The organism is Anaerococcus hydrogenalis DSM 7454, assembly GCF_000173355.1.
Lineage (GTDB): Bacteria > Bacillota > Clostridia > Tissierellales > Peptoniphilaceae > Anaerococcus > Anaerococcus hydrogenalis.
In genome coordinates, this window is sequence record NZ_ABXA01000043.1 from 120,001 (window position 1) to 146,987 (window position 26,987).

Genomic DNA, 26,987 nt, shown 5'->3' on the forward strand with positions numbered 1-26,987 from the left:
ATTAATTATCTCATTTCCCTAATTACAAGTTAATAGTTTATTTTTATATTCGGACCTATTAAAGGAAATCTTTAGTAGGTCTTTTTTGTTTACTTAAAATTATCTTATCTGTCCCAAGAAATATGAGAAGCAAGAATTGTGTATGATGTTAAAAATAAGTGTTATATTCTTGTCTGTTATATGGGAGGTGAATTATGCGAATAGAAAAACTGAATAAGAAAAAAGAAATTTTATTTGAAGAACACTCAAAAGACTATGTATTAGCAAAACCAAAAATAATAAATAAATTTCGATAAATCTCGTCTACTATATTTATGGCATTTTATTTATATAAATGATAATTATATATTATAAGTAAATTTAGATTTAGAGATAATTTAAAACATAAAAACATACTTATGGAGATATATTCTCACATACGACACTTACTTAAATATTAAAATTTATCAATACTGATCACTCAATTCATGTGTAAGCTGTAGCCTTATTACGAAAAAAATAATAAATTTATATTAGAGTAGCCTTTTAAAGCTACTCCTTTTTTTACTATATGAACAAAAAGAAAATTGCTATAAAATTATTTAAATTGAAGATTAAAAATTTAGATTTTTTATGAAACAAATATTTTAAAATATATTTTGAGAAATATATAAAATAAATTTAAAAAATACTTTTAAAAGCTTAAGATGGGGGTATTATTATAACAAAGAACGTCTTATATATTAAAGAAAGAATGGATAAGTATGAAAAAATATAAAAAAAATAGAGTCATATTCGAAGAGAAGGTTTTTGATAAAAAAGAAAACCTATTTATGGAACAAGAAAACTATCCGTTGGACTTGTTTCTTGCATGCTTGGATTTATGATGTTTTTGCCAACATCAAAAGCAAGCGAAGAAGATACAATTTCAACAAATCAACAAGTTGAAGATAAAAACCAAGTTTTGGACAAAACAGATGATTTTGTTCAAGAAAAAGAAGAAGTCAAACCTTTAAATGATCAGACTGATAGCAAAGTTGATAGCGAAGAAAATTTGTCAGAACAAAAGCTAGATGGTCAAAATAAGGAAGAAGATATAATAAAAGAAGAAAAGACTGATGATGATTTAGAAAATAAAGAGGAAGAACTATTAACAGCCGAAGAAATTCAAGCCATTAGAGATAGGGCAAATTCACTAGAAAACGATTATTTCTTTAATGGAAACATGGTAGAAGAATTAAAGGCAGAGCTTAGAAAAGCCAAGGCTGACCCATCAGTAAACTATGAAGAAGCTAAGGCCCGCCTAATAGATGAAGCTATACAAAAAAATGCGCCTACTCAAAAAGCCCCAGGGGAAGAAAGAGCAGTAGATGTAAAAGCACCTACAATAAATCCTGTATTGTATGATGCCACAACGATTTCAGGAGGCAATTTAGTAAAAACTAGAATTAATAAAAAGATTGTAATAGCAACAGTCCATGTAAGCTTAAAAGATAGTAGCGGGACTGAAAAAGCTAATCTTTCAGTTACACCTAAAAGCGGAACAACATGGAAGGTAGGCTTACCTGAAGGCGTTAAAGTTGCAGAAGGCGATACGGTTACTGTCTACCAACAAATAGGCGAAGACAAATCAACGGAGGTAACTGCAAAAGCACAAGCGTCTAAGGCATCTTTAAACAAAGATAAACTCAAAATGCCAAGTGGAGAAATTTGGATTGAGCAATACGTTGCCAATATAGTTAACGATGACGAAAAAGCTGAAGCTTTAGATTTGTTTAATAAAGAAAATACGGATATAGCTGGTGATATTAAGTCTGTAGTATTTAAAATCTCTGGCGTAGATTCTAAAACTGCTTCTTATACAGTTAATTATACTGATGGAACAACATCAGGAGAAATACAAGCTCCAGATTTAAGAATAAACAAAGTCACAGAAACCTCAAGAACACCTGAGATTGAAAGTATTACAATTGCAGACAATGTAATTAAGGGAAAATTGGGTGGAGATGGACCTTTTGATGGCATAAAGGTACAATTAGTCCTTAATGTTAATAAGGGAAAATCAGGTGATTTTTGTACTGACAAAGGATGTAAAATTGACAAAGACTCGTCTGACCCTATAGAGGTAACTGTACAAAAAGATGGAACTTTTTCCTTTACTTTAGAAGAAGGGAAAAGTTTAGATCTCGACCAAATAGTTGGAGTTTTTGTAAAAGAACCCCACAAATTTATATCTTGTTCTAAAACAACTGTAAAACCAGCAATACCTGAAAAGACAGAAGTTAAAGACCCTAGAAAATTAACTCCTAAAGACAAAAAAGCAATTGACTCTGCTATAAGAGAAGCAAATACAGTAAATGGAGAATCCAAATTACCAAACGGAACCGGAGACTGGGATGGAGTACCGGCAGTTATTCAATTTGATGAAAATGGCAATGCAATGATATTTAGTGGAAATGATGTAGCAGGTAATTGGGACCCGAACAATGATTATAAATTTGTTCCAGAAATAAATGAAGATGGTTCATACAAGGTAAATGATGGAGCTCAACCAAAAATAACAATCCCGGCTAAAGACCTTCTAAAAAACATTGGGCCAGATGCTCCAAAAATAGAAGAAACTGAAGATAAAAAACAAATCACAGTTAATCCTATAAGCAACCCAGCTGACACAGATATAATCGAGCATACCGTAATCTACACAGGCACAGATGGTCAAGAAAAGAAAATCGTAGCTAAATATGATATAGAAAATAATACATGGACTATCTCAGAAGGTAGCGAATTTGCTAATATTGATTCAAAAACAGGTCTTATAACAATAGATAAATTAAAGATCAAAAATGAGACTGAAGTAAAAGCTCTTGTTCAAGACAATGGGGAATATGTAGAAAATTCTGATAAGAAATACTCACTAGAATCAAAATTGAAGGTAACAAAAACCAAAGCCGACCAAGTCACAGAACTAGGAGGCCTAGATCCAGTAGAAATCAGAAAATGGGTTGGAGAAGATATTGGTTGGTCAAAAGGTATAAAAGTTAAAAAAGATGAAAACAAAGAAAGTATAAATAAACTTTTAGAGGGTGCAACAATAACTGATGCTACTGATACAAAAAGAAATACTGAAAAAGAAGGAGATTTTGTTGGTAAAATTTCTGTGAAATTTGATGATGAATCAGAATTAATAGTAGAAAACCAAACCCTATACGTCAGAGACCACATCCTACCGATAACAGAAGAAAAAGTACCAACAGACGCCCTAGAAGTAGAATTCAAACTAGGCGAAGGTACAAAGGTAGATAATACTACTAGTGGAGCAATAGAAGGTAATAAAGATATTCCAACACATTACTCATCATACAAGGTAAAACCAGGCACAGACCTAAAAGAATATAAGCTCCCATCACTAAATTCATCAGTAATTGATAACATAAACCTATCGGCAAAAAAAGGCTACACAGAAGCAGTATGGAAAGATAAAAATAATGGTAAAAACTTTGTAGCAAGTACTGATAACAAAGTCTTCACAGCCACAGCCACAAAAACCTATGATGTAACCCTACAGGGAAACAATGGTAAAGATGATGAAAAAGACCAAGTAAAAATTTTCAAAACTGGAGAAACATATACTTTACCAGCTGGTAATACCTTCACCCCACCAAACGAAAACCAAGAATTCTCTGGATGGAAGATAGACGGAGATACCACTCTCAAAAACCCAGGAGACCCAATAACAGTAGATGGCGACAAAGTAATAAAAGCCATCTGGAAGCCAATAGAATTCAAGGTAACATTCAAAACAGAAGATGGTGCAACAGGAACAATGGACCCAGTAACCGTCAAAAAAGGCGATGGATATGAAATTCCAAAACCTACATTTAAACCAGATGAGAATAAAGAATTCGCTGGCTGGAAAATTGAAGGCCAAGAAGGACTTAAACAAGCTAAAGATAAAATAGATAAAATCTCAGGAGATGTAACCCTAATAGCCACATGGAAAAATATCCAAGTCAACGTAACTTACGATGCTAACAGTGGTAAGGGCAAAATGACCGAAACAGCCAAAGACAAAGGATCAAAATATACTGTAAAAGATAACAAATTTGATGCCCCAGATACAACCCAAGAATTCGATACATGGGAAATAGACGGCAAGAGAGTAGCTCCAGGCACAGAAATAGAACTAACCAAAGATAATACCGTAATAAAAGCCCTCTGGAAAAAAAATCCAAGTAAATGTCACCTACGATGCTAACGGTGGTTCAAGAACTATGGAAGGTAAAAAAGTAGACAAAGGCTCAAACTACACAGTATTACCAAATGATTTTAAAGCTCCAGACGATACACAAGAATTTGACACTTGGGAAGTAAATGGAGAAAAAGTAGCCCCAGGAACAGAAATCAAAGTTGATGATAACACTGTAATAAAAGCTCTTTGGAAAAAGATCCAAGTAAATGTCACCTACGATGCTAACGGTGGTTCAGGAACTATGGAAGGTAAAAAAGTAGATAAAGGCTCAGACTATACAGTATTACCAAATGGCTTCAAATCCCCAGATGACACCCAAGAATTTAGTCATTGGGAAATAGATGGAAAAGAAGTTGAAGCAAACAAAGCAATTAAAATTGATAAAGATACTAAAATTAAAGCTATTTGGAAAGACATTGAATACAAAGTTACTTTTAATGGAAATACAGGAACGGGTAGTATGCCTGAAAAATTAGTAAAAAAAGGTAATGAATATGAACTACCTGCAAATAGATTTACTGCTCCAGAAAACAAAATATTTAGCCACTGGAAAATTGGAAATGAAGATAAAAATCCAGGTGATAAAATTACTGTAAATGGAGATACCGAAGTTATAGCTATCTGGAAAGATATCAAAGTAAAAGTAAGCTACAATTCCAATGGTGGAAGCGGAACAATGGACGGTGCTGAACTAACAAAAGGTTCGACCTACAAGCTATCATCCAATAAGTTCACCGCACCAGCAAACAAAGAATTTGCAGGCTGGAAAATAGGCGAAAAAGAATACGCACCAGATGCAGAAATCATCGTAAACGAAGATACAACAGTCAAAGCAATCTGGAAAGACAAAACACCTGAGACCCCACCAGTAGAAAATTACACAGTAAGTTTCAAAACAGAAACTGGTGCAACAGGTACAATGCTAGATCAAACAGTAGCAAAAGGAAAATACACTCTACCAAATCCAACATTTACAGCAGAAAAAGGCAAAGAATTTGCAGGCTGGAAAGTAGGAGAAGGTACAGACCTTAAGACAGTAGGAAGTGAAATAGACATCACAGGAAATGTCACCCTAACAGCAGTTTGGAAAGGTGAAGTTACAGAAACAGTTAAAGTAAGCTACGACGCTAATGGCGGTAGCGGAACTATGGAAGGCAAAGAACTAACAAAAGGTTCAACCTACAAACTATTAGCCAATGGGTTTACCGCCCCAGAAAACAAAGAATTTGATACATGGGAAGTAAATGGAGAAAAATTATCTCCAAACTCAAAAATAACTGTAGACAAAGACACCGTAATCAAAGCCATCTGGAAAAATAAAATACCTGAAACTCCACCAGTAGAAAATTACACAGTAAGTTTCAAAACAGAAGCTGGTGCAACAGGTACAATGCTAGATCAAACAGTAGCAAAAGGAAAATACACTCTACCAAATCCAACATTTACAGCAGAAAAAGGCAAAGAATTTGCAGGCTGGAGAGTAGGAGAAGGTACAGACCTTAAGACAGTAGGAAGTGAAATAGACATCACAGGAAATGTCACCCTAACAGCAGTTTGGAAAGGTGATGAGCCTGAAACTCCACCAGCTACAGAAACATTCAAAGTAAGCTATGATGCTAATGGTGGATCTGGAACAATGACAGGTGCTGAACTTAAAAAAGGTTCAACCTACAAACTATTAGCCAATGGCTTTAAAGCTCCAGATAAGAAAAAATTCAAAGGCTGGAAAATAGGTGAAACAGAATACGCTGCAGGAGATGAAATCACTGTAAATGAGAATACAACAGTAACAGCCATTTGGGAAGATATAACAACAGATCCAAGTACCCCAGATTCAGGCACAAATCCAGACCAAGGTGGGGATAAACCAAACCCAGGAACAAGACCGGGCGAAGGAGACAATCCAGATAAGCCAGGAACAAGACCAGGTGAAGGAGACAATCCAGATAAACCAGGCACAAGACCAGGTGAAGGAGATAATCCAGAAAATCCAGATAAACCAGGAGAAAATCCAAGACCTCGTACAAAGCCAAATGGTGGAGAAAATATTTCTAAACCAAAACCAGATGATGATAAAATTACTAAAAAACCTGAAGATAATAAAGAAAATTCTCTAAATAATAGAAAAGTTCAAGTAACTAGGACAAAAGATGTGAAAGAAAATGTTCAAACAGGAGTAGAGTCTTTAGGAAAAATAGGAGGAATTTTATCAGCAGCTATTGCAGGTTTGTTTGCAAGTAAAAAAAGAAAAAATAATAAATTTTATTAAATGAGAAAAGCGATGAAGTAAGCTAGCCAGTCTATCTTACTCATCGCTTTTTTAAGTTATTTTAAATTTATATAAAAATATATAAATATTACAGTGATAATTAATATACTAGATTAATTTTAGGAAAATCTCTCATATTATACTTTTAAATTTGGGTATAAAATTTTTAGAAATATATTTTAGGGTGAATTGTATGGTTATTTTTAAACTTTTATTAATAATATTAATTTTTATTTTTTTGAATTTTTTACTTAATAAATTTTTATTGTTTAAGGAAAAAGATAAAATAAAAGGCTATGGGAAAAAGATTGAAGTTTTTGGTAAGAAAATGAATGTAGTTGAAAAAGGATTTGAAAATAATAAGATAATAATTTTAAGTCCTGGTTATGGGACTATTGGTCCTGGGCTTGATTTTTTGCCCTTGATTGATAATTTATCCAAAGATTTTCATGTGGTGGCGATTGAGCCTTTTGGATATGGGGATTCGGATTTTTGTGGAAATTCTAGAAGTGTAGAAAATATTACTTTTGAGTTGCACGAAGTTATAAAAAAGTTGGGATATAAAAAATATATTTTATGTTCTCATTCAATTTCAGGCATTTACTCAATATATTACTTAAACAAATATAAAGATGAAGTTATTGGATTTGTTGGCATGGATACATCAGTTCCTAATCAATTAAAATATACTGGAAATATATTTTTTCCAAATCTTAGAAAATATTCAAATAAGTTAGGTTTTATTAGGCTTATATCATTTTTTAAGGCTGATTTTTTTATTGCAGGTAATAAATATTATAGTAAAAATATAAAAAATCAGCTAAGATATAGGCTTTATAGGGATTTTGCAAATGAAGATAATTTGAATGAGGGTATAAATTTTGAGAAAAATTGGAAAAGGATCAAAAATTTAACCTATCCTGAAAATATTAAAAAAATATTTATTCTTGTTAAAAAAGAGAAAGGAAAGAAGGACTGGAGATATATTGAAACTAAAAATTCTTTTTTAAATAAAAAGGGGAAGATTTATTTGCTTGAAGGAAGCCATTATATTTTTAGGGATAAATTTATGGAAATTTCTAAAATTATTAGGGATGAATTCTTATAGAAAAAGGCTATTTTTTATTAATAGCCTTATTTTAATACTTCTCCTAAATATTTTAATTTATCAACTTGTTCTTCTCGACCCAGAACTATAAGAACATCTCCAATTTTAAAAGTATAGTCTACAGGTGGATTGAAGATCATTTCTTTATCTTCAAATTTTTTGATTGCAAGTACTATAAGTCCTGTTTTTTGGGGGATTTGAGCTTGGAGTATGGTTTTATTTTCAAGGTAGGAGTCTTTTTTTACAATTACTTCTTCAAGGTCAAGTTCTACATCTCCAATTCTTGTTGCCACATCCAAAAATGAAATTATATTAGGTTTTATCATTAAAGATGCCATTCTTTTTCCACTAATTTCAACTGCTGATAGGGTTTTGTTTGCACCTACTTTTAATAATTTTTTACTGCCTGCTTTTGTGATAGAATTTGCTATTATATATATTTTTTTGTTTAAATTTCTTGCTGTAAGTACGGTTACTATGTTATCAACTTCAGAATCCAAAGTTGAAATTAGGCCTTTGGCTTTTGTAATTCCGGCTTTTTCTAAAATCTCTTCTTCAGTAGAATGGCCTTCTATAACTAAAATATTATGGTGACTATAATCATCAAGGTCCTCATGTTTGTCTGTTATAACAACAAAATCTAATTTTTCATCTACAAATTTATTTATAATTACTTCTGCTAGTTCACCAGACCCACAAATTATATAATGGTTATTTAAGGCTGCGATTTTTCTTTCCATCTTATTTCCCTTCCATAAATCTAAAAACTTTCCTTCTACAAGCATAGCTACAACTGTTGTAAATGCATAACCAACTATACCAACTCCTAAAAATATCATTATTACCGAAAAAATTTCAGATTGGTTGCTGGTTTTTCCTAACTCAGTAAAACCTACAGTTGATATAGTAATAACAGTCATATATAAGGCATCTACAAAGTCTATTTCTAATAATTTCATATAACCAATTATGCCAATAATTAACAAAAGAACAAAGGCATAAAAAATAAATTTAAGTTTTCTTTTCTCTTCCATAATATCTCCTCGTTGCTTTGATTATAATATAATTTGTTAGAAAATACTAAAATACTTATTAACTGCTATTAATATTTTAAAAATAATTGTATTTGACACTTAGATTTATATAGTCTAGCATTTAATTAGATATTAAAAAAATTTTGAGGAGAATATGAAAAATAAGTTAAGATATTTATTTATTATTTTTTTAATCATAATTGTGGCAATTTTTATTATAAATTCTACAAATAAAAATATTAAGAAAAATAATAAGAGGATAATTATTGATGAAAAAAATAGTAATAATTATGTAAAAAAGAACAAGAAAGAAAAAGATGATGAAGTAGGTAAGGATAAAATTTTATCAGAAAAAATAGAAGAAATTATCGATCAGGAGTGTGGAAATTTGGAAGGGGATTGGCAGGTGGCTGTTGATTCTTTAGATGGTGATTCTGATATTTCTATTTATAAAAGTTCAAATTCTAAAATAGAAAGTCTTCCTTCAGCATCAACAATTAAAATTTTCCTCGCTCTTGAGGCTTATAGGCAGGTTGAAGAGGGGATTTTGGATGAAAAAAATGTTGAAAATGATATTTATTTGATGTTAAAAGATTCTAATAATGAGTCTGCAAATAGGCTGATTGATTTGATTGGAAACTATGACATGGAAGTTTCTAGTCAAAAAATTAATGATACAATAAAAAAAATTACTGGAGAAAATAAAACGGGACTATATAGGAAGATGCTCTATGAGGGAAAGGAAAATATGGCAAGTGCTACAGATTTAAATATGGCCCTTAGGGATATTTATTTTGGAAAATATGTAAATAAAGTTCATTCAAAAAAGATGATGGAGGCCATGGCAGAAAATAATACTACTTCCAAATTTAAATTATTGGGAAATTTACCCAAAGATGCTAAGGGATATTCAAAGTCTGGAGAAATACCTGATAAGGGGGTTGAAAATGATGTAGCTATTATAAGTATCGGTGGAAAAGTTTTTGCTATTTCTTTTTTAAGTCAGTATCCAAATCCTGTAAGTCATGGACAAGGTCCACAATTTACTTGTATGCAAAATCTTGGTAAAAAAATAAGTGAAGCTTTTTTACAATATAATTAATAAAAGCTCTTAAAATAGTAATATTATTTTAAGAACTTTTGTTTTTTATTTTCTGATTAATCTTTTTACCATTAAAATAATAGAAATTATCATCATGATAATCGCTAGAATTGTAAAAATAGTAAAAAATATTTTTATAGGTCCATCAATCTTATCAACTAAAAAATTAGCCTTGTAAAGAAATTTTTTAATATAGGAAAAGTATTCAAAAGTATCCAATCCTTTAAAACCCCTAAGTATATTTTTAAATAATGATAGGGCTGGTTTAATTAAAATAAAAGAAATGACATAGAAAATTAGAGACAAAACATTAGCTCCAATTTCAACTATTTCTAAAGCTTTAAAACTTTTATTAAAAATTAAGCTTATAGAAAATAGGATAAGGCTTAGTATTAAAAATAGTAAAATTAAATAATATACATTTACAATTGACGATAAACTATTTGGTAAAGTTTTCAAATTTATTTTTTCTAAATTAGAAAAAGACTTAATTAAACTTGAAAATCTACCTAAAAATATAAATGAAAGACCTAAAACTATAAATTTAAATATTAAGCACAGGATAATACTCATACTTCTTATCTTAAAATTTGTATTTCTCATTTTTTCTCCTTTTAAATTTTTAAAAACATTCTTTAGTTTATATTTAACCTTATCTTAAGCTTTCTAAACATAATACTTATGGACTAAAATTAAAAAATATTATATAATAACAAGAAATTAGGAGTTATAATGAAAGAGTTTATAGAAGTATTTTTTAGAAAAAAAGAAGATGGTTTTGTCTTTAATTCATATGGCCTATTACATCTTTTCTTATTCACATTTATGATATTTTTGGGATATTTGATATATAGGTACAGGGAAAAAATTAGAGAAAATAAAAAATTGTATAAAGGTGTAAGAAATTCTTTTTTGTTTTTATTAGCGTTTCAACAGCTTAGTTTCTTATTTTTCTTGTCTTTTGTAAGGCATGATACTATACAGGAAGCTCTGCCTCTTTATACTTGTAGGATAAGTATTTATAGTGGTTTTTTTGCCTTATTAAAAAATAATGATAATTTAAAAATTCTTACTATATTTTGGGGTTTAATTGGGGGAATTATTGGACTAATATACCCAGACTTAATGGCTTATTCCTGGCCACATATAATGTATGTAAATTTCTTTTTAACCCATTATTTGGTATTTTGGACCTCTCTTTTCTTTTTATTCGTAGATGAGGTTGTCATAAAAAAAGAAAATTTAAAATTCATGTTTTATTTTGTAAATATATTTTTGCTAGTTACAGAATTAGTTAATTTAAAATTCAATTTAAATTACGCCTACTTGACTTATAGTCCGATTTTTAAATCTAGACTAGAAATTTTGCCAGGATTTATTTATTTTATTTTGCTTGTGATTTTGTATAATTTTTCTATTGTTTTAAATTATTATATACTTAAAAAATTTAAATTAGCCAATTGATCTATTTTTGAAAAATAAATCAATTGGCTTTTATTTATTTGATAAAAAGAGTACTATAATAGTGACAAGTTTATTAATATTTATAAATCATGCAAAGGTTTTTAATGAAAAATTAGGAGGTATTATGAAAGAATACGGCGTTTTTGATATAATTGGACCGATTATGATTGGCCCTTCTTCATCTCATACAGCAGGAGCTGCAAGAATTGGGCAAGTTGCAATTTCCATTGTAAAAGATGGTTTTACTAGGGTAGATTTTCATTTACATGGATCATTTGCCCAAACTTATAAGGGACATGGAACAGATAAGGCTCTTCTTGCTGGAGTTTTGGGATTTAGACCAAATGATAAAAGACTTAGGGATTCTTTTCAAATAGCAGATGAGAGAGGACTTGAATATCATTTTATAAAAGATGATTTGGGAACAGTACATCCAAATACAGCAAAAATAGTTTTTTATTATCCAGATGGAACTACATCATCAGTAACGGGTTCTTCAATTGGTGGTGGAAATATTGAAATTATTGAGATAAACGATGTGACAATTTCATATAATGGTAAATTCCCAACAATTATTTTAAGGTATAGGGAACAAAAGGGTGTAATTTATAAGGTCAGTAAACTTTTGGCAACCAATGACTACAACATTGAAAGTATGAAAACTGTTAAATCAGATGATGAGGTAACCTTGATTGTTGAATTGAATGAAAAACTTGAAAAAAGTATTATTGAACAAATTATAAATGATGATAGGTACGATTATGCAAATTATATAGAAGGGGTTAGATAATGTTTAGAAAAGCTGGAGAAGTTATAGAAGAATGTCAAAGAAGAAATCTTCATATTAAGGATTTGGTTTTAGAAGAAGAATTAAAATCATCGCAAATTAACAAGGATGATATTTTATTTAACTTAAGGCAAATGTTTAAGGTAATGGAAGAATCTGCAACTGGAAATCTAAATCATGAAACAAAAACAGCTATGGGAATGATCGATGGATTTGCAAAAAAAATGAACACATATTCTCAAAATGGAAAATCTATTACAGGATCATTTATAACTGAGGCTATGGCCATGGCTTTTTCAACCCTTGAAATAAGTGCTGCCATGGGAGAAATTGTAGCAAGTCCAACAGCGGGATCTTCTGGAATTTTGCCAGCAATTTTATATTCTCTCAAAAAAAGAGAAGGATTTTCTGATGAAAAAATGGTTAATGCCATGCTTACAGCTATAGGAATTGGAAAAATAATTGGATTTTACGGTTCTTTTGCAGGAGCTGAAGGAGGATGCCAAGCAGAAACAGGATCGGGAGCCGCTATGGGGGCTGCTGCAGCATGTTATCTATATGATCAAAGCCCAGAAGTTTGTTTTCACGCAGCAAGTTTTGCCTTTTTACATGTCTTAGGGCTTGTTTGTGATCCTATAGCAGGACTTGTAGAATATCCTTGTACTTTTAGAAATGCATCTGGAGTTGTTAATGCCTTTATTTCTGCAGATATGGCAATGGCAGGAATTACAAGTATTGTTCCATTTGATGAAGTTTGTAAGGCAGCAGGAGATGTTGGAGCAACCTTACCAGAATCTTTAAGAGAAACAGGAATAGGTGGGATAGCAGGAACAGAGACTGGAAGAAAAATAAGAAAGAAATTTTTCTCTTTAGGAAATGATGCTACAAAAGAAAATAAGTAAATTAGTAGATTTTATTTATTAAATATTAAAAAATTTTTTCCCATCTTGAGCGAATATAGTTGAGGGAGTAAAGGAGTTTAAGAGATCTCTCTCCACTCCCTCTGGTCGGTCGAGATGGGTTTAGCTTAATTTTATTTTTAATTCTTAATGATTTATTAGATATTATTACAAAATTTTAAGTAGGCTTTTGCCTACTTTTTTATTTATTTTTGGGAACAAGTATTTAGAATTAAAAGTAGTAAGGGAATTTGAGAGATCTCTCCACTCCCTTTGGTCGGTCGAGATGGGTTTTAGTATAATTTTATATTTAAATTTTTAATTACTAGATATTATCACAAAACTATAAGTAGGCCTTTGCCTACTTTTTTTTATTTTATTTTTGGGTATAAGTCTTTTGAGAGGAGTTTATATGAAAATTAATTTTATTAGAGCTTTTGAAGATAATTATATTTGGACAATTGAAAAGGATAAAAATGTAATTTTGATTGATCCAGGCGAGGCTTATCCTTGTTTTAAATATTTAGAAGATAAAAATTTATATGCAATTTTACTAACCCACAAACATATGGACCATGTTGGGGGAGTAAGGGAATTAAAGGAAAAATTTAAGGATGTAATTGTTTATGGACCTATTGAAACTGAAAATTTAAATGATAAAACTGTAAAGGATTCTGATGAATTTGAACTTTTAGGATTTATTTTTAAAGTTTTAAAAACAAATGGTCACACAGATGAGCAAATTTCATATTTAGTTGAAAATAAGCTCTTTTGTGGGGATACTATATTTTCTTCAGGATGTGGAAGGGTATTTACAGGTGATTACCAAAGTTCCTTTGAATCTGTTCAAAAAATTAAAAATTTGGATAAGAATACTTTGATTTATCCAGCCCACGAATATACTATTGATTGTTTAAAATCATCAAAAAAAATTATCAAGGATAAAATTATGGATGAGGCAATAGATGAGGCTAAGGAAAAAATTTCGAAGGGATTTCCTAGTCTTCCTACAAGTGTTGAAAAAGAATTTTTGATAAATCCATTTTTTATGGCAAAGGATTTGGATGAATTTAAGGAATTTATAAGAATTAAAAATTGACTTAAAATTTAAAAAAATTTATAATATTAGAAGGGAATGAAGTTCTCCCTTAGAAAAATCTAAAACCGCATTTATGCTGATGACTTCTGTAACTATTTAGGGACAGATTTCATCAGTTTTTTTGTCCCAAAAGGAGGAATTTATGTTAATATCACTTGGCCTAATAATAATCATTGGCCTTATACTTGGATTTATTTGTAAAAAATAAAAATACCAGCCCTTATAGGCATGCTTTTTACAGGAATTATTTTGGGACCCCATGTCCTAAATTTAATTGATCCTAAAACTTTATCCATATCTGCTGAACTTAGGCAAATTGCCCTTATTATTATTTTAATAAAGGCAGGACTTTCTTTAGATATTTCTGATTTAAAAAAAGCTGGAAAATCTGCAGTTTTATTGTCCTTTCTTCCAGCAAGTTTTGAAATTTTAGGATATTTTATTTTTGCAAGGATTTTTTTCAAAATAAGCCCTATAGACGCCTTATTAATGGGGTCAGTTCTTGCTGCAGTATCTCCTGCAGTTGTTGTTCCTAGGATGGTAAAATTAATTGAAGAAAAAAGAGGTGTAGAAAAATCAATCCCACAAATGATTCTTGCTGGTGCATCTTGTGATGATATATTTGTTTTGGTTTTATTCTCATCATTTTTATCCATGGCAAAGGGTGAAGATGTAAGTTTGATTTCTCTTCTTAATGTGCCAGTTTCTATAATATTAGGGATTTTATTTGGGTCTATAATAGGCTTTATTTTATACTATATTTTTGAATATTTTTATAAAAAAGACCTTTTAATTAGAAATTCTACTAAAGTTATAGTAATTCTTGCCATATCATTTTTACTTGTTGCCATGGAAAATTTATTGAAAAATAGGATTGCTTTTTCAGGTCTTTTGGCTGTTATTGCTATGAGCTGTGTCTTTAAAATTAAAGCAAAGGACGAAGTTTCTAGTAGACTTTCAGAAAAATTTGGAAAATTATGGATTTTTGCCGAAATATTATTGTTTGTTTTGGTTGGAGCTGAAGTAAATATTTCCTATATATCAAATCTTGGTTTAATGGCAGTAATTCTTGTATTTTTAGCCCTAATTTTTAGGTCAGTGGGTACAATTATTTCAATTTCTGGATCAAACTTAAATAAAAAAGAAAAATTATTTACAGTTTTTTCTTATATGCCAAAGGCAACTGTCCAAGCAGCCATTGGGGCAGTCCCACTTGCAAATGGACTTTCTAGTGGAGATATTATTTTATCAATGGCAGTTTTGGGAATTTTGATAACAGCGCCAATAGGAGCGATTTTTATCGATAATTTTTATAAAAAATTACTAGCTTAGTTTTAAATTTAAGGAGTTTTTATGACCTTACAACAATTAAGATATCTAATTGCCATAGCAGAGGAGGGTTCAATTTCAAAGGCAAGCCAGGCTCTGCTTGTAAGCCAGCCTTCCTTATCAAAGTCTATGTTTGATTTGGAAAAAGAAATGGGAATAAAAATATTTACTAGAAATAACAGGGGAGTTAATTTAACTGAAGAGGGAGAAATATTTTTGGCCTATTCTAGGTCAGTAGTAGAACAGGCTGATTTTTTGGAAAATAATTACAAGAAAAAAGAAGTTCTAAAGAGAGTTTTTTCTATTTCAAGTCAGCATTACGCCTTTGTTGTTAATGCCTTTGTAATGCTTGTTAAAAAATATGGGGAAGAAAAGTATGAATTTTCTCTAAGAGAGACTACGACTTCTCAAATTATTGAGGATGTAAAAACTCTTAGAAGTCAAATTGGAATAATATATCTTTCAAATTTTAATAGGAATATTATTTTGGGAATTTTGGAGAGAGAAAATTTAGAATTTCATTCAATATTTAAGGCAAGTCCCCATATTTTTATTTGTAAAGATAATCCTCTTGCAAAAAAAGATGTAATTAGCCTTGATGATTTAAAAAAGTATCCTAGACTATCATATGAGCAAGATAATTATAATTCCTTTTATTTTTCAGAAGAATTATTTCCAACAGAGTACAGTCCCAAAAATATTGTAGTAACAGATAGGGCTTCAATTTTTAATTTAATGATTGGCCTTAATGGTTACACTATTACATCTGGGGTTTTATCAGAAGATTTAAATGGGACAGGAATTATTGCCAAAAAATTAGATGCTAATGAGGAGATGGATATTGGTTATATTTCCCTAAAAAATAGGCCATTAGATTTTATTAGCCAATCCTATATTAAATATTTAAAAGAATATATAGAAAATTTTTCTAAATAGGTGCTATAGAAAAAAACTATATCCAATAATAGAAAATAAGTATTAACACTAATAAGCCAAATTGCTTTATACTTTATGAAAGAATAAAAAAAGCAATGGCTTATTTTTTTAGCCAAAAAGGAGATAAAAATGAAAACATCTATTATTGGATTTCCAAGAATTGGAGAAAATAGAGAATTGAAATTCGCAACAGAAAAATATTTTAGAAATGAAATAAAATTTTCTGAACTTGAAAGTGTTGGAAAAGAAATTAGAAAAAATGCGTGGCAAAAACAAAAAGACTTAGATTACATAGTATCTAATGATTTTTCATATTATGATTTATTTTTAGATACAGCTTTTACCTTTAATGTTATAGCTAAAAGGTATAGACAATTAAACTTATCTGATATCGATACATATTTTGCAATGGCAAGAGGCTATCAAAAAGATGGACTTGATGTAAAGGCTCTTTCAATGAAAAAATGGTTCAACACAAATTACCACTATATGGTTGCAGAAATTGAAGATGATACTGAAATAAAATTAAATTCTACAAAAGCCTTTGACCAATACAAGGAGGCCAAAGATTTAGGTTATGAAACAAAGTCAACTATAGTTGGTATTTTTACATTTTTAAAATTATTGGATTATAAGGGAGAAAAAAATATAAATGATTTTAAAGATGACTTTGTAAAGGCTTATATTTCTTATATAGAAAAATTCCAAGAACTTGGTCTTAAAAGTCTTCAGTTTGAAGAAGCCTACCTTGTTTATGATTTAAGCAAGGAAGATATTGACTTGTTTAAAGAAGTTTATAAAAAAATCTTAGCTAAAAAAGGCTCTATAAAAATAATACTTCAAACTTATTTTGGTGATATTAGAGATATTTACCAACAATTGCAAGAACTAGACTTTGATGGTATTGGTCTTGATTTTGTGGAAGGAAGAAAAACTTTAGACTTAATTGAAAAATATGGATTTGCAAAAGGCAAAACTTTATTTGCAGGACTTATTAATGGAAAAAATATATGGAGAAATTCATATGAAAAAACATTAGAAATAATTGAAAATTTAAAGGAAAAAGAAATAGACTTTGTAATCCAAGCCTCATCATCTTTAATTCATGTTCCTTATAGGGTAGATTTTGAAGACAAATTGGATGAAAAATATAAAAAACACTTTGCCTTTGCTTATGAAAAGCTAGAAGAATTAAATGATTTGAAAAAATTAGCAGATCTAGATTACAAAGAGGATCAAGATTTTATTAATAATAAAAAACTTTTTGAAGATAGAAAAAATCTTTGCGATAGGGAGGTTAAAGATAGGATAGAAAATCTAAAAGATTCAGATTTTATAAGATGTGATTCTTTTGAAAAAAGAGAAGAAATTCAAAAAGAAGCATTAAATCTTCCTTTATTTCCAACAACAACCATAGGATCTTTCCCACAAACTTTAGATGTAAAAAGAAATAGGAAAAAATATAAAAATGGTCAAATAACAAAAAAAGAATACGAAGAATTTAATTACAAAAAAATTGAAGAATGTATAAGGCTACAAGAAGACTTGGGGCTAGATGTCTTAGTTCATGGTGAATATGAAAGAAATGACATGGTAGAATATTTTGGTGAACATTTATCAGGATACTTGTTTACAAAAAAAGCCTGGGTTCAATCTTATGGTACAAGGTGTGTAAAACCACCAATAATCTGGTCTGATATAAAAAGAGAAGAAAAAATTACAGTAAAATGGTCATCATATGCAAAATCTTTAACAAAAAAACCAATCAAAGGGATGCTAACAGGTCCTGTAACAATTTTAAATTGGTCTTTTCCAAGAGAAGATATATCTGTAAAAGAATCAACTTATCAAATAGCCCTTGCGATTAGGGATGAGGTTTTAGACTTGGAAAAAGCAGGAATAAATATTATACAAATAGATGAAGCAGCACTTAGGGAAAAATTGCCACTAAGAAAATCAGATTGGTTTAGCCAATATTTAGATTGGGCAATTCCAGCATTTAGGTTAGTTCATTCAGCTTGCAAGGTAAATACCCAAATCCATACTCATATGTGCTATTCTGAATTTACAGACATAATAAAATCTATTGATCAAATGGATGCTGATGTAATTAGTTTTGAAGCTTCAAGGTCAAATCTTGAAATACTTGACTCCTTAAAAGAAAATAATTTTAGAACGCAAGTTGGACCTGGTGTTTATGATATTCATTCACCAAGAGTTCCTTCTGTTGAAGAAATTGAAAATACTTTAAGAAAAATTCTTGAGAAAGTTGATTATAAAAAGCTTTGGGTAAATCCAGATTGTGGCTTAAAAACTAGGGGAGAAGAAGAAACTGTAAAGGCTCTTCACAATTTGGTAAGGGCAAGTAAGGAGCTTAGAGATGAATATAGGAAGTAAAGATTGTGTTTTAAGTTTTGAAGTTTTTCCACCTAGAAAAAATTTACCCATAGAGTCAATTTATAATACTATTGATAGATTAATAGATTTAAAACCTGAATCAATTTCTGTAACTTATGGAGCCGCAGGAAATGATACAAGCAAAAGAACTTTTGAGCTTGCAGGCCAGATAAAAAACATGGTGTAGAATCAGTAGCTCATTTAATTTCTATAGGTTTGAGTGAAGATGAACTTACAAGAAAATTAAAAATTTTAAAGGAAAAAAATGTAAATAAAATATTAGCCTTGAGGGGAGATATACCAAAATTTTCATATGAAAAAGGTGATTTTGACCATGCATCTGATTTAATAAGGTCTATAAAAGAAAAGGGAGATTTTTATGTAATGGCTGCAGCCTATCCAGAAGGCCATATTGACAGTCCAAATCTCGTCGAAGATATAAAAAATTTGAGAAAAAAAGTTGATGCAGGTTGTGATAGTCTTGTTACTCAATTATTTTTTGATAATGAAGATTTCTATAGGTTTAGGGATATGTGTGATTTGGCAGGAATTGATGTGCCAATACAAGCAGGAATTATGCCTGTAATAAATAAAAAACAGATAGAGAAAATGATAAGTTTAAATGGTATAAAACTTCCAAAAAAATTTTTAAAAATTATGAAAAGGTATGAAGATGATAAAATAGCTATGAGAGATTGTGGAATTGCCTACGCAGTAGATCAAATAGTAGACCTTATTTCCTCAGGAGTTGAGGGTATCCACCTCTATACAATGAATAATCCCTATATAGCAGAAAAAATTCACGAGTCGATTAAAAACCTTATAAAATTATAGGCCTATAAGAAATTGTTGCAAAAATAAATTTGCAGCAATTTTTTTATAGAATTTAAAAGATTGATAAAAACAATTATTATTTATATAATATTATACAGAGCGTAGACAAACCCTCAAGCACGAATATCTGACTTCAAAAATTGCTGATTTCTAAATTTTAAAATTCTAAAATCGCAAACTCGCTAACGCTCAAACAGTGCGATTTTTGACGAATTTTTAAATTTGAAATCAAATCAATTTTTTACGTATGATATTCTTAGCAAGAGGATTTGTATACTTTGTCAACAGTCTGAATTATTATTTATATAATAATAATGGTTTTTTATAGAAGGTGATAGTATGAAAATAGAAAAAGTAAAATTAGAAAACGGTGAAACTATAGCCTATAGGCATGTAGGTAAAGGAGAAAATAAGGTGATTTTAATTCATGGCTTCCAATCATCTTCCCAATTTTTTTGAAGATTTGTTGGAAAGTCTTGATGAAAATATTGAACTTTTTGCCCCGGATTTAATTGGCTATGGGGAAAGCTCTTATGAAAATAAGCACAAGGAAATGGCAGATTGGGCCAAAGATTTAAAATATTTTTCTCAAAAATTAAATTTAAAAAATTTTAGCCTAGCTGGTTGGTCCTTGGGAGGACTTGTTGCTATGGAGTTTGCTGGTCTTTATCCTGATTTGATAAAGAATTTGATTTTGATAGCCTCTGTTGGTGTTAAGGGATTTATAATGCCAAAAGATAAACAGGCGAAAGATGATGATAGTAAGTTAAAACTTCCTAATTTTTAAAAAATTTTAATATAAAACACGACCATTCTTTTACAGTTCCGATTTTAAATGGAATAAAAGATAAGGATATAGATTTTTTTGAAGACTTGTTTAAGCAAACTATATATAATGTAAATAATCCGAATCCTGACGATTTGAGAAAAATGGCAGAAGATTTTTTGAAACAAAGGTGTTTTTTGGAATCTCTTTTAGCTATGGTTACATATAATAATACAAATAAGGGTGGAAGTGGACTTATTGAAAAAATAGATAAAAAAGTCACTTGGATTCATGGAGATAAGGACATGGTAGTTCCAATCGATGATGCTATTGAAAGTATAGGATATTTTCCAAATAAGGTGGACTTTATAAAATTTGATAATTCTGGTCATGCTATTTTTGTTGATGAAAAAGAAAAGTTTATAAAAATATTTGAAGATTTGGTGAAAAATGAAAATTAAAATAATTTATTTTATTATAATTTCTATAATCTCACTTATATTGACAATTTATGATAAAATAGCCTCTAAAAAGTTTAAGAGAAATAGAATTAGGGAAAATGTACTTTTATTTTTTGCTTTTATTGGTGGAAGTCTTTCTATGTATATTACTATGAGACTCATTAAACACAAAACCTGCCACAAAAAATTTATGATTTCTCTTCCTATTATAATAATTTGTCAGTTATTTATAATATTTTATATATTTCGTTGATTTTTTGTTAGATTTCTTATAAAATTAGAGGTAAATAAAGAAAAAAGGATGGAAGATGGAAAATATAAACAGTAATTTTAATAAGAAAGTAAAGGCTGCTTGCAATAAGAAGGAAGATTTATTTGACTCAAGTATATTAAAATATATTTTTAGGTCAGCCCTTGCAGGAATTTTTCTTACTTTAACAACCCTTGCAGGTTTAATAGCAGCAGATCATTTATCAGGACTAAGTCCTGTTATGGCAAAGCCAGCTTTTGCAGGAATTTTTGCAATTGGTCTTTGTTATGTTTTGTTTTTAAATGCAGAACTTGCAACAGGAAATATGATGTTTTTGACAGCAGGAGTTTATAATAAATATATTAGTTTAAAAAAGGCTATTATTATTTTATTAGTTTGTACTCTTGGAAATTTAATCGGAGCATATTTGGTTTCATTTGTGACAAGTCTTACTTCAGCAATAAATGCCTTTGATGCCAATAGTTTTCTAACAAGTCTTGTTAGTGCAAAATTAGATAAGACAAGTATGGATATTTTATTTGCAGGATTGTTGGCAAATGTATTTGTAAATTTGGCGGTTTTATCATTTGTACTTGTAGAAAATCAAGCTTTCAAAGGATTTTTGATAATGAGTGCTGTATTTATGTTTGTATATATAGGACTTGAGCACGTTGTGGCAAATTTTGGATTATTTTCTCTAGTACAATTTTCTGGAAATATGAAAGAAAATTTCACCTTGGCAAATGTACTTAGACAATGGATATTTGCATTTTTAGGAAACTATCTTGGTGGAGGAATTTGTATAGGCCTATTATATGCTTGGCTAAACGATACTAAATCTAAATTTGTTGATTAATAAAAATATTTTACAAAGCGGCAAGAGATATTGCCGCTTTTAAATTTGAAAAAAGGGTAAGTATAGAAAAGTGGCAAAGGAGAAGATTATGAAAGAATACGTAGATTTATATGATAATTTTAGAAATAAAACTGGAAAAGTTATAGAAAGAAGAGATATAGTTCCTAAGGGCTTATTCAGACTTATTATTCACGTTTTGATATTTGACAAAAAGGGAAGGTTATTAATTCAAAAAAGAACAAAAAGCAAAAGATCTTGGCCTGATAAGTGGGATTTAACAGTTTCAGGAGCTGTATCAAGTGGGGAGACTTCTCAAATTTCTGCATCAAGAGAATTATTTGAAGAGCTTGGTATAAAATATGATTTTTCTAATTCTTATCCAAATATCTCAATAAATACTGGCTTTAGGATTGACGATGTTTATATCATAAAAAATAAGGATATCAACTTAAAAAATTAAAACTACAAGAAGAAGAAGTTTCTGATGCCAAGTTTGTAAATTTAAAGCAATTATTAGAAATTATCGATAGGGGAGAATTTGTTCCTTACCAAAAAGATTACATTAATTTATTATTTTATTTAAGAGATAATACAAATTTATTTGAAAATTATTAATATCAATTATCATTTTCCTTTAAAAAGGTGTATAATAATATAGAATTCATAGTAAAAGACTAGGAATAAATTTTAAAGGAGGAAAAATGAAAGACAGTAAAGTAATTTTAGTAGGCGATGGAGCTGTAGGAAGTTCTTTTGCTTATGCTTCTACAATTCTTGGTATTGGAAGAGAATTGGGAATAATTGATATAAATGAAAAAAAAGGCTGAGGGAGATGCAATGGATCTTTCTGATGTTCTTTCTTTTACAAATCCGAAACAAATTTACAAGGCAGATTACAGTGATTGTAAGGATGCAGAAGTGGTAGTTATTACTGCTGGAATTCCACAAAAATCTGGTGAATCTAGGCTTGATTTAATAGAAAAAAATCTTAAAATTTTTAAAGATATGATTGGACAAATCGTAGATAGTGGTTTTGATGGAATATTTTTGGTTGCATCAAATCCAGTTGACATTTTAACATATGCAACTTGGAAGTATTCAAATTTCCCGGCAAATAAAGTTATAGGAACAGGTACAACTCTTGATTCTTCAAGGTTTAAAAAAGAAATTGCAAATTTAATTGGAATTGATCCAAGAAGTGTCGAAGCATTTATAATGGGAGAACATGGAGATAGTGAATTTCCAGTTTGGTCTCACACAAATGTTGGTGGTATGCCTTTATATGAATGGGTAAAAATGCATAGCGAAACTGATGAAAAGGAACTTTTGGATACATTTGATAAGGTAAAAAATGCAGCTTATGAAATAATTGATAAAAAAGGTGCAACTTTTTATGGAATAGGCATGGCCCTTGCAAGAATAGTTGAAGCAATTATTAACGATCAAAATTCTGTATTTTCAACATCATCATATCTTGATGGAGAATATGGTCTAAATGATATTTATATCGGAGTCCCATCAGTTATAGGAAAAGATGGGGTGAAATGGGTTTTGGAAGTTCCACTTACAGATACAGAAAATGAAAGAATGCAAGCAAGTGCCAAAACTTTAAAAGAAATAATCGATAAATCAAACTTATAAAAAATTACTGTCACAAATTTTGTGGCAGTTTTTTATTTATGGGTATATTATTTAAATACAATATTAAAAGGTGGAGATAAATATGGCAGATATAAAAAAAATTAAGGAAATGGAAGAAATTTTAAATAAGAATTCTAAGGCTGTTGAAGAGTTTAGAAAAGCTTTAGAAAAATTTAAAAAAAGTCAAAAAGATTTCAAGAAACTTTCTGATTATTATTCATCACAAGAGTATATGGATGATTTGGACCAATCAAACCAAGGAAAAATTGACCCAGAAATAAGTCAGGGAATTTTTTCAGAAGATTTAGTTTATGATTTACTAGGTGATAATTATTATTTGGCAGTAGATATGCTTGAACTTGCGACTAAGATAATTAAAAATAATTAATTTTAAAAATCCCTCAGCATTTATTTGCTGAGGGATAATTTTATTTTCTTCTAACAGCCCTAACAATTGCTGAAACCAAAACAATTGACATAATAGCTTCTGGAAGACCATTTGTAATTATTGCTCCAAAAATTGTGCTTCTTGCAGCATCTACTGAAATTCCTAGGGCTTTTACATATTTTTCTGCATAAAATAAATAAATAAAACCCATTACAAAAAGTGTATTAGTCATAGTTCCAACAAAGGATGCTATGGAAACTGATAGGTTTGAATTTTTATTTTTGTAAGTTAAAAAAAGCATTGAAATTGCTATAATTGTAATAATTATAGATAAGACAATTTGATAAATTTTTGCCTTATTTGTGAAATTATAAAATACTAAATAAATCAAAAATCCTGTTAGAATTGTCCACAAAATTAAGGAAATTTTTCTGATTTTCTCATTGTTTTTATCTTTTAATCCCTTAAAAGTAAGTCCTGCAAAAATTCCTATTAAAATTCTTGGCAAAACGGAAACAATAGGATTATAAAATACAAATGAAATTGGACCTGGCCTAAGCATTGCATTGGCAATTGATGAAAGTCCAAAAATAAATCCTACAAGCCCACCAACTAAAGGGCCTTCTAAAATTGCTGCTATAATTACTGGAATGTGCATGGTGGTTATATTAATTAAACCTAAGGGAATATATCCCATTGGAGTCAATCCTAAAACTATAGTAATAGCTCCAAGCATTGCAACAGTAACCATTTTACGTGTTTTTTCTTTATTATTCATATTACCTCCTGATACAACTCCTAATGGATGTCGTTCATATTCTATTAATATTATATGATAAAAAAAATAAATGTCTAAAAAATAACCTAAAAATTTAAAATTGGAAATACAAAAAAGTATAAAAAAAACGTAGATAGAAATCTACGTTTAAAAATTGGTGCGCCATCAGGGATTCGAACCCTGGACACCCTGATTAAGAGTCAGGTGCTCTACCAACTGAGCTAATGGCACTAACTTGCTGACTTATTTATAATACCATTGAAAAATAAATTTGTCAACAATTTTTTTTATTTGCTAAATGCCCAGACATTTGCTATTTGATCTTTAATATCTTCATAAGGCCATTTGATTTTAGTATTTTTAATAGAATTTGGGTCATTTATTAATAATTTCCCATCATCATAAGAATCAATTACCATAATATGTCCAGCTGTTGTAAAATAACCATGGCGAACAGAAACTATTAAGGGTCCCTTTTTAAGGGCGTTTTTAATTTCTTTTTCGTCGTTTTTAATCTCTTTAACATTGATGCCGTACTTATCAGATTCAGCTTTAAAAAAACTCCAAGCAATTCCTTCGTGGGTCATATAATTTTTTGCATCTTGGGCAATTATCCTAGGATTAATATTTTTATCATTTAAAAGTCTAGATAAAACCATGGACATAGAAGTTGGCCCACATCCAGAAATTCCAATGGTTTCACTTTCAATAATTTTATCATAGGCCCACCTGTCATCCCATTGAACGTAATAGGGGGTTTTTCTACCAAGATTTATACTTTGACCTTCAAAAAAATTAAAGTTTGTCTTGCCATGATTTAGATTATAAATAAAATTAACGGTATCTGTATCATTTCCAATTAAAACTTTTTCGATATGATTAAGCTTATCGAAATTTTTTAAGGCCCATTCTAATTTCTTATTTTTATGAATATTTTTATTTATATAAGATTTGAGCTCATTTTCATCAGTAGTTCTTATTTTCGCCTGGTAATTATTTTTATCATTCATAATAGAAACCATATTAGCCTTGGCATTTTGATCAACTTTTATATGTTTTTGTGTGATTTTTTCTACGTCTCTTAATGTATTAGAAAAATCTTCATTTTTTATTTGACTTTCGTCCTTACCACAAGAAGTCAGCGTAAAAATAAAGATTAATGTTAAAATAATTTTTTTCATTGATTCACCTTTTCTTATCAATTATTATATCAGAAAATTAAAAATCTATTAATTTAAATTTTATAAAAAAATCATCTTATATTTTTGTTTTTTTGTCAAAAATATAATTTATGCTATAATATCAAAAGGATGTTTACTTGGGACCCATCCGAAAAAAAATCAAGGAGGTATATATGTCTGATCAAAGATATAATTTTAAAGATACGAATTTTTTAGTTAAATCGGCTGTAGTTGCGGCCTTATATGCTGTAATTACATTGATGCTCCCATCACTAGCCTATGGTCCAATCCAGTTAAGGTTAAGTGAAATTATGGTTTTATTGGTATTTTATAATAGAAGATTTATACCAGGACTTTTATTGGGATGTTTTTTAGCTAATTTCGCATCAGATATTGCAGTATTTGATGTGATTTTTGGAACTTTTGCTTCATTTTTGGCATTTTCCTTAATTATTAGACAAAAAAATTTATTTATAGCATCATTATTTCCGGTTTTATTTATGTTTATACCAGCTATAGGTACATACTTACTATTAGATTCATCAACTGCATTTATAATAATGCTAGTTCAATTTATGATTTCTGAATTTATAGTTGTATCTGTAATTGGTTTTATTATTTTTAAAATTCTTGAAAGAAATAGTGGCTTTATGAATATAATTAAAAATTTTTAAATTTAAAAAAAGAGTGCAATCAAGCACTCTTTTAAAATTTACTTATTTTTCTTCTTCATCTTTAGAATTTTTTTCTTTAAATTCTTCTTTTGTTAGTACATCAACAATTTCAGCTTTTACAGCTTGAACTTTGATTCCTGTAAGAGAGTTTACTTCTTTTTTAATATTTCTATCTAAAGAAGCAAAAACTTCTTGAGCTTTTTTTCCATATTCAAGGATGATTTTTGTGTTTACTACAGCGTTTTTAGCATCATCAACATCAATTGAGATTCCTGATGTATTTTCTCCGTCAGTGAAGTTATCAGCTATTGATGAAAATACATTTTTTTTCAATTCTAAAACACCATCAGTTTTTACTAAAACTTTTTTTGCAATTTTTGCAATTACATTATCATTTATTGTATATTCACTTACTTCATTAGCATATTCAGCTTGAACATCTTTGTTTTCAATTTTATCCATTATTTTCTCCTTTTAATTTTTATCTAAATTGATTACTTTATATT

General features: G+C 29.5%; 25 protein-coding genes, 1 tRNA gene, 2 pseudogenes and 1 riboswitch (1 of these 29 running past the window's edge). Of the genes and pseudogenes, 22 read left to right on the forward strand and 6 right to left on the reverse strand.

Annotated elements, in window-relative coordinates:
- From ANHYDRO_RS07495 to ANHYDRO_RS07515, 4 genes are all read left to right on the forward strand, one after another.
- On the forward strand, positions 1-33 hold the end of the coding sequence (locus ANHYDRO_RS07495; protein WP_004815259.1) for a CadD family cadmium resistance transporter. The gene continues 573 nt to the left of window position 1, outside the view; 33 of the gene's 606 nt are visible here — the last part of the coding sequence; its start codon lies beyond the left edge, outside the window; it ends in the stop codon at positions 31-33.
- Positions 34-850: 817 nt separating this feature from the next.
- Positions 851-4,234 carry an InlB B-repeat-containing protein gene (locus ANHYDRO_RS09420; protein ID WP_004815264.1) on the forward strand — a complete coding sequence of 1,128 codons (3,384 nt, stop codon included), beginning with the start codon at positions 851-853 and terminating at the stop codon, positions 4,232-4,234.
- A 16-nt stretch (positions 4,235-4,250) separates the two neighbouring features.
- Entirely contained in the window at positions 4,251-6,497 is a 2,247-nt protein-coding gene (locus ANHYDRO_RS07510; protein ID WP_004815265.1) for an InlB B-repeat-containing protein, read from the forward strand.
- 193 nt (positions 6,498-6,690) lie between these two features.
- Entirely contained in the window at positions 6,691-7,605 is a 915-nt protein-coding gene (locus tag ANHYDRO_RS07515) for an alpha/beta fold hydrolase (protein ID WP_004815266.1), read from the forward strand.
- A gap of 26 nt (positions 7,606-7,631) precedes the next feature.
- Here ANHYDRO_RS07515 and ANHYDRO_RS07520 read toward each other — a convergent pair whose 3' ends face one another.
- Complete coding sequence (locus ANHYDRO_RS07520) at positions 7,632-8,639, reverse strand: potassium channel family protein (RefSeq protein WP_004815268.1); 1,008 nt, start codon at positions 8,637-8,639, stop codon at positions 7,632-7,634.
- Between the two features lie 154 nt (positions 8,640-8,793).
- Here ANHYDRO_RS07520 and ANHYDRO_RS07525 point away from each other — a divergent pair, with 154 nt between their 5' ends.
- Positions 8,794-9,741 (forward strand): serine hydrolase, encoded by a 948-nt coding sequence (locus ANHYDRO_RS07525; protein ID WP_004815270.1) that lies wholly within the window; start codon positions 8,794-8,796, stop codon positions 9,739-9,741.
- Between the two features lie 45 nt (positions 9,742-9,786).
- Here the strand turns inward: ANHYDRO_RS07525 and ANHYDRO_RS07530 are convergent, their stop codons facing one another.
- A complete protein-coding gene (locus tag ANHYDRO_RS07530; protein WP_004815271.1) occupies positions 9,787-10,344 on the reverse strand; it encodes a hypothetical protein in 558 nt (185 codons plus the stop codon).
- Between the two features lie 129 nt (positions 10,345-10,473).
- Here ANHYDRO_RS07530 and ANHYDRO_RS07535 point away from each other — a divergent pair, with 129 nt between their 5' ends.
- The 16 genes and pseudogenes from ANHYDRO_RS07535 to ANHYDRO_RS07600 all read left to right on the forward strand — a co-directional run bounded on the left by ANHYDRO_RS07535 (position 10,474) and on the right by ANHYDRO_RS07600 (position 23,848).
- Positions 10,474-11,205: a YwaF family protein gene (locus tag ANHYDRO_RS07535; protein ID WP_004815273.1), complete on the forward strand. Its 732-nt coding sequence runs from the start codon at positions 10,474-10,476 to the stop codon at positions 11,203-11,205.
- 124 nt (positions 11,206-11,329) lie between these two features.
- Positions 11,330-11,995 carry an L-serine ammonia-lyase, iron-sulfur-dependent subunit beta gene (gene sdaAB / locus ANHYDRO_RS07540; protein WP_039914403.1) on the forward strand — a complete coding sequence of 222 codons (666 nt, stop codon included), beginning with the start codon at positions 11,330-11,332 and terminating at the stop codon, positions 11,993-11,995.
- Entirely contained in the window at positions 11,995-12,894 is a 900-nt protein-coding gene (sdaAA, locus tag ANHYDRO_RS07545) for an L-serine ammonia-lyase, iron-sulfur-dependent, subunit alpha (RefSeq protein WP_004815276.1), read from the forward strand. The genes sdaAB and sdaAA overlap by 1 nt, the downstream gene beginning before the upstream one ends.
- Positions 12,895-13,303: 409 nt before the next feature.
- Complete coding sequence (gene gloB, locus ANHYDRO_RS07550) at positions 13,304-13,990, forward strand: hydroxyacylglutathione hydrolase (protein WP_004815281.1); 687 nt, start codon at positions 13,304-13,306, stop codon at positions 13,988-13,990.
- A 23-nt stretch (positions 13,991-14,013) separates the two neighbouring features.
- A riboswitch (Fluoride riboswitch) is annotated at positions 14,014-14,086 on the forward strand.
- 132 nt (positions 14,087-14,218) lie between these two features.
- Positions 14,219-15,322 carry a cation:proton antiporter gene (locus tag ANHYDRO_RS07555; protein WP_244261664.1) on the forward strand — a complete coding sequence of 368 codons (1,104 nt, stop codon included), beginning with the start codon at positions 14,219-14,221 and terminating at the stop codon, positions 15,320-15,322.
- Between the two features lie 21 nt (positions 15,323-15,343).
- Positions 15,344-16,255, forward strand: a complete 912-nt coding sequence (locus ANHYDRO_RS07560; RefSeq protein ID WP_004815291.1) for a LysR family transcriptional regulator — start codon at positions 15,344-15,346, stop codon at positions 16,253-16,255.
- 129 nt (positions 16,256-16,384) lie between these two features.
- Positions 16,385-18,652, forward strand: a complete 2,268-nt coding sequence (gene metE / locus ANHYDRO_RS07565) for a 5-methyltetrahydropteroyltriglutamate--homocysteine S-methyltransferase (RefSeq protein ID WP_004815292.1) — start codon at positions 16,385-16,387, stop codon at positions 18,650-18,652.
- A pseudogene (metF, locus tag ANHYDRO_RS07570) lies at positions 18,636-19,486 on the forward strand (methylenetetrahydrofolate reductase [NAD(P)H]). The gene metE and the pseudogene metF overlap by 17 nt, the downstream one beginning before the upstream one ends.
- Before the next feature lie 339 nt (positions 19,487-19,825).
- Positions 19,826-19,945 (forward strand): alpha/beta hydrolase, encoded by a 120-nt coding sequence (locus ANHYDRO_RS10855; protein WP_004815298.1) that lies wholly within the window; start codon positions 19,826-19,828, stop codon positions 19,943-19,945.
- Positions 19,946-19,952: 7 nt separating this feature from the next.
- On the forward strand, positions 19,953-20,273 hold the full coding sequence (locus ANHYDRO_RS10860; protein WP_244261665.1) for an alpha/beta fold hydrolase: 321 nt from the start codon (positions 19,953-19,955) through the stop codon (positions 20,271-20,273).
- Positions 20,274-20,359: 86 nt separating this feature from the next.
- Positions 20,360-20,713: an alpha/beta fold hydrolase gene (locus ANHYDRO_RS10865; protein WP_244261666.1), complete on the forward strand. Its 354-nt coding sequence runs from the start codon at positions 20,360-20,362 to the stop codon at positions 20,711-20,713.
- On the forward strand, positions 20,703-20,966 hold the full coding sequence (locus tag ANHYDRO_RS07580) for a DUF1294 domain-containing protein (RefSeq protein ID WP_004815303.1): 264 nt from the start codon (positions 20,703-20,705) through the stop codon (positions 20,964-20,966). The genes ANHYDRO_RS10865 and ANHYDRO_RS07580 overlap by 11 nt, the downstream gene beginning before the upstream one ends.
- 55 nt (positions 20,967-21,021) lie before the next feature.
- Positions 21,022-21,819, forward strand: a complete 798-nt coding sequence (locus tag ANHYDRO_RS07585; protein WP_004815304.1) for a formate/nitrite transporter family protein — start codon at positions 21,022-21,024, stop codon at positions 21,817-21,819.
- An 88-nt stretch (positions 21,820-21,907) separates the two neighbouring features.
- Complete coding sequence (locus tag ANHYDRO_RS07590) at positions 21,908-22,279, forward strand: NUDIX hydrolase (RefSeq protein ID WP_244261667.1); 372 nt, start codon at positions 21,908-21,910, stop codon at positions 22,277-22,279.
- A 241-nt stretch (positions 22,280-22,520) separates the two neighbouring features.
- Positions 22,521-23,460, forward strand: a pseudogene (locus ANHYDRO_RS07595) (L-lactate dehydrogenase).
- Between the two features lie 82 nt (positions 23,461-23,542).
- Positions 23,543-23,848: a DUF4298 domain-containing protein gene (locus tag ANHYDRO_RS07600; RefSeq protein ID WP_004815311.1), complete on the forward strand. Its 306-nt coding sequence runs from the start codon at positions 23,543-23,545 to the stop codon at positions 23,846-23,848.
- Between the two features lie 40 nt (positions 23,849-23,888).
- On the opposite strand, the gene ANHYDRO_RS07605 is transcribed toward ANHYDRO_RS07600, so the two are convergent.
- The 3 genes from ANHYDRO_RS07605 to ANHYDRO_RS07615 form a co-directional block, all read right to left on the reverse strand.
- The gene (locus ANHYDRO_RS07605) at positions 23,889-24,626 is read right to left on the reverse strand and encodes an ECF transporter S component (RefSeq protein ID WP_004815312.1); all 738 of its coding nucleotides are present in this window, start codon (positions 24,624-24,626) and stop codon (positions 23,889-23,891) included.
- A 155-nt stretch (positions 24,627-24,781) separates the two neighbouring features.
- A tRNA-Lys gene (locus ANHYDRO_RS07610) sits at positions 24,782-24,857 on the reverse strand.
- Positions 24,858-24,913: 56 nt separating this feature from the next.
- Positions 24,914-25,807, reverse strand: coding sequence for a C39 family peptidase (locus tag ANHYDRO_RS07615; RefSeq protein ID WP_004815314.1), 894 nt, complete (start codon positions 25,805-25,807; stop codon positions 24,914-24,916).
- 173 nt (positions 25,808-25,980) lie between these two features.
- On the opposite strand from ANHYDRO_RS07615, the gene ANHYDRO_RS07620 reads away from it, so the two are divergent.
- Positions 25,981-26,481, forward strand: coding sequence for a QueT transporter family protein (locus ANHYDRO_RS07620; RefSeq protein WP_004815315.1), 501 nt, complete (start codon positions 25,981-25,983; stop codon positions 26,479-26,481).
- Between the two features lie 42 nt (positions 26,482-26,523).
- Here the strand turns inward: ANHYDRO_RS07620 and ANHYDRO_RS07625 are convergent, their stop codons facing one another.
- Entirely contained in the window at positions 26,524-26,943 is a 420-nt protein-coding gene (locus ANHYDRO_RS07625) for an Asp23/Gls24 family envelope stress response protein (RefSeq protein WP_004815317.1), read from the reverse strand.
- Positions 26,944-26,987 lie beyond the last annotated feature (44 nt).

Coding starts and splice junctions, on each gene's coding strand:
- ANHYDRO_RS07605 (WP_004815312.1), bottom strand. CDS start 24,626: ATGAATAATAAAGAAAAAACACGTAAAATGGTTACTGTTGCAATGCTT.
- ANHYDRO_RS07585 (WP_004815304.1), top strand. CDS start 21,022: ATGGAAAATATAAACAGTAATTTTAATAAGAAAGTAAAGGCTGCTTGC.
- sdaAB (WP_039914403.1), top strand. CDS start 11,330: ATGAAAGAATACGGCGTTTTTGATATAATTGGACCGATTATGATTGGC.
- sdaAA (WP_004815276.1), top strand. CDS start 11,995: ATGTTTAGAAAAGCTGGAGAAGTTATAGAAGAATGTCAAAGAAGAAAT.
- gloB (WP_004815281.1), top strand. CDS start 13,304: ATGAAAATTAATTTTATTAGAGCTTTTGAAGATAATTATATTTGGACA.
- ANHYDRO_RS07580 (WP_004815303.1), top strand. CDS start 20,703: ATGAAAATTAAAATAATTTATTTTATTATAATTTCTATAATCTCACTT.
- ANHYDRO_RS09420 (WP_004815264.1), top strand. CDS start 851: ATGCTTGGATTTATGATGTTTTTGCCAACATCAAAAGCAAGCGAAGAA.
- ANHYDRO_RS07590 (WP_244261667.1), top strand. CDS start 21,908: ATGAAAGAATACGTAGATTTATATGATAATTTTAGAAATAAAACTGGA.
- ANHYDRO_RS07510 (WP_004815265.1), top strand. CDS start 4,251: ATGGAAGGTAAAAAAGTAGACAAAGGCTCAAACTACACAGTATTACCA.
- ANHYDRO_RS10855 (WP_004815298.1), top strand. CDS start 19,826: ATGAAAATAGAAAAAGTAAAATTAGAAAACGGTGAAACTATAGCCTAT.
- ANHYDRO_RS07535 (WP_004815273.1), top strand. CDS start 10,474: ATGAAAGAGTTTATAGAAGTATTTTTTAGAAAAAAAGAAGATGGTTTT.
- ANHYDRO_RS07525 (WP_004815270.1), top strand. CDS start 8,794: ATGAAAAATAAGTTAAGATATTTATTTATTATTTTTTTAATCATAATT.
- ANHYDRO_RS07625 (WP_004815317.1), bottom strand. CDS start 26,943: ATGGATAAAATTGAAAACAAAGATGTTCAAGCTGAATATGCTAATGAA.
- ANHYDRO_RS07520 (WP_004815268.1), bottom strand. CDS start 8,639: ATGGAAGAGAAAAGAAAACTTAAATTTATTTTTTATGCCTTTGTTCTT.
- ANHYDRO_RS07600 (WP_004815311.1), top strand. CDS start 23,543: ATGGCAGATATAAAAAAAATTAAGGAAATGGAAGAAATTTTAAATAAG.
- ANHYDRO_RS07515 (WP_004815266.1), top strand. CDS start 6,691: ATGGTTATTTTTAAACTTTTATTAATAATATTAATTTTTATTTTTTTG.
- ANHYDRO_RS07555 (WP_244261664.1), top strand. CDS start 14,219: ATGCTTTTTACAGGAATTATTTTGGGACCCCATGTCCTAAATTTAATT.
- ANHYDRO_RS07615 (WP_004815314.1), bottom strand. CDS start 25,807: ATGAAAAAAATTATTTTAACATTAATCTTTATTTTTACGCTGACTTCT.
- metE (WP_004815292.1), top strand. CDS start 16,385: ATGAAAACATCTATTATTGGATTTCCAAGAATTGGAGAAAATAGAGAA.
- ANHYDRO_RS07620 (WP_004815315.1), top strand. CDS start 25,981: ATGTCTGATCAAAGATATAATTTTAAAGATACGAATTTTTTAGTTAAA.
- ANHYDRO_RS07530 (WP_004815271.1), bottom strand. CDS start 10,344: ATGAGAAATACAAATTTTAAGATAAGAAGTATGAGTATTATCCTGTGC.
- ANHYDRO_RS07560 (WP_004815291.1), top strand. CDS start 15,344: ATGACCTTACAACAATTAAGATATCTAATTGCCATAGCAGAGGAGGGT.